We start from the raw sequence: 7,429 nt of genomic DNA on the forward strand, positions 1-7,429 counted from the left end.
ATTGATAAACTACACCAATATTATTGTATAGTTTGGCACATTTTTCTTCGTCCTTGATTTCTTCGTAGATTTTTACCGATTTTAGATAATATTGCAACGCTTTTCCATAATTACTTTGCTCGGAAAATACGATGCCAATACTTCCTAATGCTTTGGCTAAACCTTGTTTATTTTCGAGTTTTTCTCTCTCCGAAATGGTTTCAAAAAGATGTTGTGCTTCGGCAAAAAAGTTTAATGCTTTTGCATAATCTCCCGAAATGATATTTACGTTTCCTAAATTAAGTAACGCATTTCCTTCGGCAGTGGTAAAATTTATTTTTTTGGAAAGTGTCAACGCTTCGTTTGCATATTGAAGCATTAATTTTGGATTGCTGGATTTATAGGTATCGGCAATAGTGTTGAGTAGTTTTGCTTTATCGATATCGTTTTTCGTTCGTTCTAAAACTGAAATCAAGCTATCCACTTTTGTGGATTGACACCAAGACGACATCATCAAAAGGCTAAAGCAAACCGTTAAAAAGTATTTTGTTCTCATTAAAAAAATCGCTACTATCAAACAAATGTAAGATTTACTTTTTGTCAATAACCGATAAATGAGAATTTGATTGGTTTTAATTAGAATTCGATTAATTTCTATGAAAAGTCTGCATCACTATAATATCAAAAAAATAATATTATTTAAGATTTTTATAGTTAATTGTTAGACAGAGAATTATTAATCATTCAAATCATGTTTCTTTAAAATCAAGACTTTTTTCATTTTTCATATGAAACCAGTATGCAAACAAAAAAATTAGTATTGGTCTAAAAGGAAACATATATCTCTGTTCTGAATGTAGCAAAAAAACATAACATAAAGCCGAACCCCAAAAAAACAAAAATGGAAAGAACAACTTGTAATTTTTAACTTTTTGCAACTTAAACATGGTAAAAACACCAACAAAAACTAACAAAAAATTAATTAAATTTATATAAATATGAATAGAATATTTTATAAAAGGACTTTTCTTAGATTTTATCAAAGGTGAAATGATAAAACTTTGTGATTGAAAAAACTTTAATGAATATTGTCTTAAGGTAAGCAAAGGGTTATCTGCAATATCATTTAAAACCCATTTAATGAAATATTCATTTCTGTCATATCCATTAACCGTACAAATAGAATCCAATTCAATTCTTTTTTTTCTATTATTTAAATAATCTGTTGAAGAAAATTCATCTTTACCATGTTGAGGTATCCAATTAAAAGGCTCATCACGTAACTCATAACGCGACCATAAAATTTGAGACCTAAATGCATATTGTTTAAATTCTTGTCCATGTTTATGTGATTTTGACTCAATAAATATCAGTAAAGGAATTATTGCAATTGTTAAAAAAAATGCTAATTTATTTCTCCAATGGCTTTTAAAGAAAAACATGTATATTGAAAAAACCCCAATAAAAGGTATAAAAATAGGTTTTGTGCCATACAACAAAATCAAAGATAGTCCTAAAAATATAAAATCGGATAGCTTTATTTTATTTTTTGAAAATGAAATTTTTACCCAAAAATACAGCCATAAACTTGATGCAAAAAACGCAAAAACCTCACCTATTACACCCATTGCATAATAAATATGAATTGGAAAAAGAGATAGCAAAAGAATTATAATAGCTTTTTGTTTGTTTGAAACCTTTAATAAGTCAATAGCTTTGAAAATGAAATTAACTGATAAACAAACAAAAATTAAACTAAAAGCTATACTACTAAATAAAAAATAGGAATCATTTTTAAATGGATATACAATTGCATAAGGAATTAGATAACACACTAAGGTCAACATACCTTTATTTACCCTTATCTCTCCTTCAAAATTGTTTGATAAATACTCGATAAGTTGAATAGTACCTGTATGAAAGTCACCATCACCAAAAGGTTTAGGTTTAATAGGTATGAAATAAAATATAATAAAAATAAAAGCAGTAATTAGAACTGGCCTATTTGCAACAAAATCAATTATTTTCTTCATTTTTCACAAGTCTATCTTTTATGATATAAATTGGTCGTTTCCGTGTTTCGTCATAGGTTCTCCACACATATTCGCCAATTATACCTAACATTAACATGATTAAACCACCAATGATTAAAATTAAAATCATAATGGGTGCCCAACCATCAAAAGGTGTATTATTGAAAAATCGATTATAAGCAATTACAAAAGAATAAATAAATCCTAAGAGGGAAATGATAATTCCAATTAACGACATTAAACGAATTGGAACATAGGAAGTATTTAATAAACCATCAATAAAATATTTCATTTTTTTTGACAATGTCCATTGTGATTTACCAATAGTTCTTTTTAAACGATTATAAGGAATAAATGCAGTATTAAAACCAAGCCACAAAATGTCTCCCTGAAAGAAGCGATTTCGTTCATCAATTTCATTAAAATAAATTAATGCTTTTTTATCAATTAGTAAAAAATCAAATCCGCCTTTTGGCATTTTTGGATTAGAAATTTTTATCAGCTTGTAAAAAACTGCAGAAGTGTTGTTAGCAATAAAGCTATCTTCTCGATCTACACGATGGCAAATAACAATTTCATTACCTGCTTTCCATTTAGTTATCATGCTTTCAATCAACTCTATAGGTTCTTGCAAATCAGCTGACAAACTAATTGCTGCATCTCCCGTTACTTCTTTCATTCCAGCAATAATGGCAGGAACTTGACCAAAATTTCTAGAAAAAGATAGAACTTTTACTTTATTATCCTCATTGTGAATATTTACTAACTCAAAAATGGAATTATCATCGGAACCATCATTAACAAAAATGAATTCATAATCAAGATTTAATTTGATTAAAAGATTTTTAATTTTTTCATAAGTCGGAAAAATCGAACCCTCATTCCGAAAAACTGGTATAACAAAAGATAGTTTCATCATTCATTTTCATTAAAAGGTTCAAAACTTTTGATTATTACTGCCGGAATGCCATAGGCTAGTGAGTTATCTGGAATATCTTTAGTTACCACAGCACCAGCACCTATTGTAACATTTTTTCCTATTTTAACATCTGGTAATATAGTTGCATTGGCGCCTATTCTGGAAAATGAACCGATTCTACATCTGCCTAGCAAGGTTACTCCTGGAGAAATCTCAACAAAATCATCAATTTCACAATCATGAGTAATGATAGAATTATAATAAACTATACAACATTTACCTATAGTAACGCTGCTTGAAAAAACAGAATTCATCAAAATATTTGTACCTATTCCAATGTTAATTTCATAACTACTAAAGTTAGCAAATGGACTTACTGTTGAAACGATGTTACCTCCCAAAGAAATAAATTTTTTATATAATTTATATCTTAATTGTGGATTACCGATTCCTATTGTGAAATCATTTCCGTTAACTTCGAAAAAAGCTTTAACTTCATTTTCATTTTTCAAAATCGGAAACTTATCATATAATGCATCTCCAATTTGGTTTACATCATCATAGAAAGCAATATTTTGTGTATAATTAAGCTGTAGTAAAACTTCCAATACTTCTTTTGCAAAACCCTTAGCACCTATTATAATCATAAATTAGTATTTATTATACTGACAATTTTTTCTAAAATACTATATTCTAATTCATGAGATAGAGGCAAACATAAAATCGTTTGCGCGATACCTTCGGAAGTTGGCATTTCAGTATATTCTATATAATTAACTTTATTTAATGAAGGATAAAAATATCTTCTTGGAAAAATATTATTTTCATTTAAAACTTTTTGAGTCTTCAACAATTGAGTTTCGTTTTCAAAAATTATTGGATAATAACTATAATTCCATATTGTATTTTTGCGCAAAACCATAGTTTTCAAAATACTGAAATTAAGATTTGAGTTATAATAATCTACTACTTTTTTTCGTTCCGAGATAATGAGATCCAAATGAGGAAAAACAGCTAATCCCATAGCTGCTTGTAATTCTGATATTTTACCATTGATACCTAATCCGTGAAATTCTAATGGACCATTGTGACCAAAATTATGACTATAATATATTTTGTCCATCAAAACTTTGTCATTACAAAAAATCGCTCCGCCTTCTCCTGTATGAAATAATTTAGTTGCATGAAAACTACATGTACTAATATCCCCAAATTCAAAAATTGATTTGTTTTGATAGCTTACTCCAAAGCTGTGTGCAGCGTCATATATAACTTTTAAACCATATTTTGTGGCTAATTGCTCAATATATTGAACATTACAAGGATTTCCAAAAACATGTGTCGCTAAAATTGCTGAAGTTTTATTAGTTATTGCAGCTTCAATTTTTGTTTCATCTATTGTCAAAAATTCAGGATTAATATCAACAAAAATTGGTGTACAATTTTCCCAAAGTATCGAAGCTGTTGTAGCTACATAACTAAATGGAGTGGTTATTATTTCTCCTTTATTTCCTAATAGATTAACAGCTATTTGTAAAGGAATTGTTCCGTTATTTGTAATTAAAATTGAGTTTAAACCTAAATAATCTTTTATTTTTTTTTCTAATTCTTGTACAAGTTCACCTCTATTTGTCAACCATTGATTTTTCCATATACGTTCAAGTTGAACAATATATTCATCTAGCGGAGGGAAAAAAGTCTTAGTTACATTTATCATTTTTAAAGGATTACTTTTTAAAACTACCAAATATAGTATTTACAATATTAATTTTTTAATCAATAACTTTTAAATAAAATTGCCCAAAACTTTTTTTGGGCAATTGAAAAATTTAATAAAACACTTGTGATCTTATGACAGAGCTGCTTTTACTTGATCAGCTGCTTCTTGGAATTGTACTGCTGATAAAATTGGCATCCCAGATTGGTCAATCATTTCTTTTGCTAATTCAGCGTTTGTTCCTTGAAGACGGACGATAATTGGCACTTTAATTGCATCGCCCATGTTTTTATAAGCATCAATTACACCTTGAGCAACACGGTCACAACGAACAATTCCACCAAAAATATTGATTAAAATTGCTTTTACGTTTGGATCTTTTAAGATAATACGGAAAGCAGTTTCAACACGTTTTGCATCGGCAGTTCCTCCAACGTCTAAGAAGTTTGCTGGTTCAAAACCGGCATATTTAATTAAATCCATTGTAGCCATTGCTAATCCTGCACCGTTAACCATACAACCAACAGTTCCATCTAGGTCAACATAGTTTAATCCAACTTCTTTTGCTTCAACTTCGATTGGATTTTCCTCACGAATATCGCGCATATCTGCATATTTTGGTTGACGGTATAAAGCATTATCATCGATATTTACTTTAGCATCAACAGCCATGATTTTATTGTCAGATGTTTTTAAAACCGGATTGATTTCAAACATTGAGGCATCAGAGCCAATGTAAGCGTTGTATAAAGCATCAACAAATTTTACCATTTCTTTGAAAGCATTTCCAGAAAGACCTAAGTTAAAAGCAATTCTTCTTGCTTGGAAACCTTGTAAGCCAACAGCTGGATCGATTTCTTCAGTAAAAATTAAATGTGGCGTATGTTCTGCTACTTCTTCAATATCCATTCCGCCTTCGGTTGAATACATAATCATGTTTCTTCCTCTTGCTCTGTTCAATAGAACTGACATGTAGAATTCTGAAGTTTCACTTTCACCAGGATAATAAACGTCTTCCGCAATTAAAACTTTGTGAACTTTTTTTCCTTCTGGTGGAGTTTGTGGAGTGATTAATTGCATTCCAATGATTTGTTCTGCCAATTCTTCAACTTGTTGCAAGTTTTTTGCTAATTTAACTCCTCCGCCTTTTCCTCTTCCACCAGCGTGAATTTGGGCTTTGATAACATGCCAACCTGTTCCAGTTTCTGCTGTTAATTGTTTTGCAGCTGCTACAGCTTCAACTGGACTATTAGCAACAATTCCGCGTTGAATGCGAACGCCATAACTAGCTAATATTTCTTTTCCTTGATATTCGTGAATGTTCATATTGAAAATTTATTTGCTTTAATAAAGTGTCACAAAAGTAATCAATTAGTATTAAACCTAAAAGAAATGTATACCAATTTAGTCTGTTTTTTTTATTCACTATTTCATTGGTAACAATTATTTCCAATAATGTAAAATAAATAACGTTGAAAGACCCGAAATCGAGTATGTTTTCTTTGGAATTCCCGCAGTCAGCAGTTAAATTTGCACAAATTTAATAACATTAATAATAATGCAAACAAAAGACTTATTAGACCTTGCCAACGAGTTTGGAAATCCATTGTATGTTTATGACGCTGAAAAAATTGAATTTCAGTATAAACGCTTAACCAATGCATTTTCAAAGGTGGAAAAGCTTCGTATTAATTATGCGATGAAGGCTTTGTCTAATATTTCGGTTTTGAAATTATTAAACAATTTGGGTTCAGGATTGGATACAGTTTCTATTCAAGAAGTTCAATTGGGTTTACACGCTGGATTTACTCCTGATAAAATTATTTTTACTCCTAACGGTGTTTCATTTGAAGAAATTGAAGAAGTTGCTGCACTTGGCGTTCAAATCAACATCGATAATCTTTCGGTTTTAGAGCATTTTGGAACAAAACACCCAAAAGTTCCAGTTTGTATTCGTATCAATCCACATGTTATGGCTGGTGGAAATGAGAATATTTCTGTTGGTCATATTGATAGTAAATTTGGTATTTCGATTTATCAAATTCCACATATTCTTCGAATTGTCGAAAATACCAAAATGCATATTAATGGAATTCACATGCATACTGGTTCGGATATATTGGATATTGAAGTATTCTTGTATGCTGCCGAAATTTTATTTGACGCTGCAAAACAATTCAAAGATTTAGACTTTTTGGATTTTGGTTCCGGTTTTAAAGTTCCATACAAAAAAGATGATATCGAAACGAATATTGAAGAATTAGGAAAAAAATTAACCAAACGATTTTTAGCTTTTGAAAAAGAATATGGTCGCGAATTAACGCTAGCATTTGAACCCGGAAAATTTTTAGTGAGTGAAGCTGGTTATTTTTTAGCCAAAGTAAATGTGATAAAACAAACAACTTCTACTGTTTTTGCTGGAATTGATAGCGGATTTAACCATTTAATTCGTCCAATGTTTTATGGTTCGCAACACGCTATTGAAAACATATCAAATCCAAAAGGAAAAGAACGTTTTTACACTGTTGTAGGTTATATATGTGAAACAGATACTTTTGCTAACAACCGCAGAATTGCTGAAATCCACGAAGGTGATATTTTATGTTTTAAAAACGCTGGAGCTTATTGTTTCTCGATGGCATCTAACTATAATTCAAGATTTAAGCCAGCCGAAGTACTATGGAAAAACGGCAAAGGACACCTTATTCGTGAAAGAGAAAAATTTGAAGATTTGCTACAAAATCAAATTATGATAGAAATTTAAAACAAAACCCCGATTTA

Annotated in this window: 7 protein-coding genes; 1 reads left to right on the forward strand and 6 read right to left on the reverse strand. The window is 30.0% G+C overall.

Annotation, left to right across the window (positions count from 1 at the left end; genetic code table 11):
* The 6 genes from IAI56_RS14825 to sucC form a co-directional block, all read right to left on the reverse strand.
* Window positions 1–535, reverse strand: a 535-nt coding sequence (locus IAI56_RS14825; RefSeq protein ID WP_187658602.1) for a tetratricopeptide repeat protein, incomplete at its 3' end; no start/stop codon positions are given.
* A 193-nt stretch (window positions 536–728) separates the two neighbouring features.
* Window positions 729–2,012, reverse strand: coding sequence for a hypothetical protein (locus tag IAI56_RS14830; RefSeq protein WP_187658603.1), 1,284 nt, complete (start codon window positions 2,010–2,012; stop codon window positions 729–731).
* A complete protein-coding gene (locus tag IAI56_RS14835; RefSeq protein WP_187658604.1) occupies window positions 1,996–2,931 on the reverse strand; it encodes a glycosyltransferase family 2 protein in 936 nt (311 codons plus the stop codon). Before IAI56_RS14835 ends, IAI56_RS14830 begins: the two co-directional genes overlap by 17 nt.
* On the reverse strand, window positions 2,928–3,578 hold the full coding sequence (locus tag IAI56_RS14840; protein ID WP_187658605.1) for an acetyltransferase: 651 nt from the start codon (window positions 3,576–3,578) through the stop codon (window positions 2,928–2,930). The genes IAI56_RS14835 and IAI56_RS14840 overlap by 4 nt, the downstream gene beginning before the upstream one ends.
* Window positions 3,575–4,648, reverse strand: a complete 1,074-nt coding sequence (locus IAI56_RS14845; RefSeq protein ID WP_187658606.1) for a DegT/DnrJ/EryC1/StrS family aminotransferase — start codon at window positions 4,646–4,648, stop codon at window positions 3,575–3,577. Before IAI56_RS14845 ends, IAI56_RS14840 begins: the two co-directional genes overlap by 4 nt.
* A 132-nt stretch (window positions 4,649–4,780) precedes the next feature.
* Window positions 4,781–5,974, reverse strand: coding sequence for an ADP-forming succinate--CoA ligase subunit beta (gene sucC / locus IAI56_RS14850; protein WP_187658607.1), 1,194 nt, complete (start codon window positions 5,972–5,974; stop codon window positions 4,781–4,783).
* A 232-nt stretch (window positions 5,975–6,206) separates the two neighbouring features.
* Here sucC and lysA point away from each other — a divergent pair, with 232 nt between their 5' ends.
* Window positions 6,207–7,412, forward strand: a complete 1,206-nt coding sequence (gene lysA, locus IAI56_RS14855) for a diaminopimelate decarboxylase (protein WP_187658608.1) — start codon at window positions 6,207–6,209, stop codon at window positions 7,410–7,412.
* Window positions 7,413–7,429: the final 17 nt, after the last annotated feature.

Source organism: Flavobacterium macrobrachii (assembly GCF_014486675.1).
Lineage (GTDB): Bacteria > Bacteroidota > Bacteroidia > Flavobacteriales > Flavobacteriaceae > Flavobacterium > Flavobacterium macrobrachii.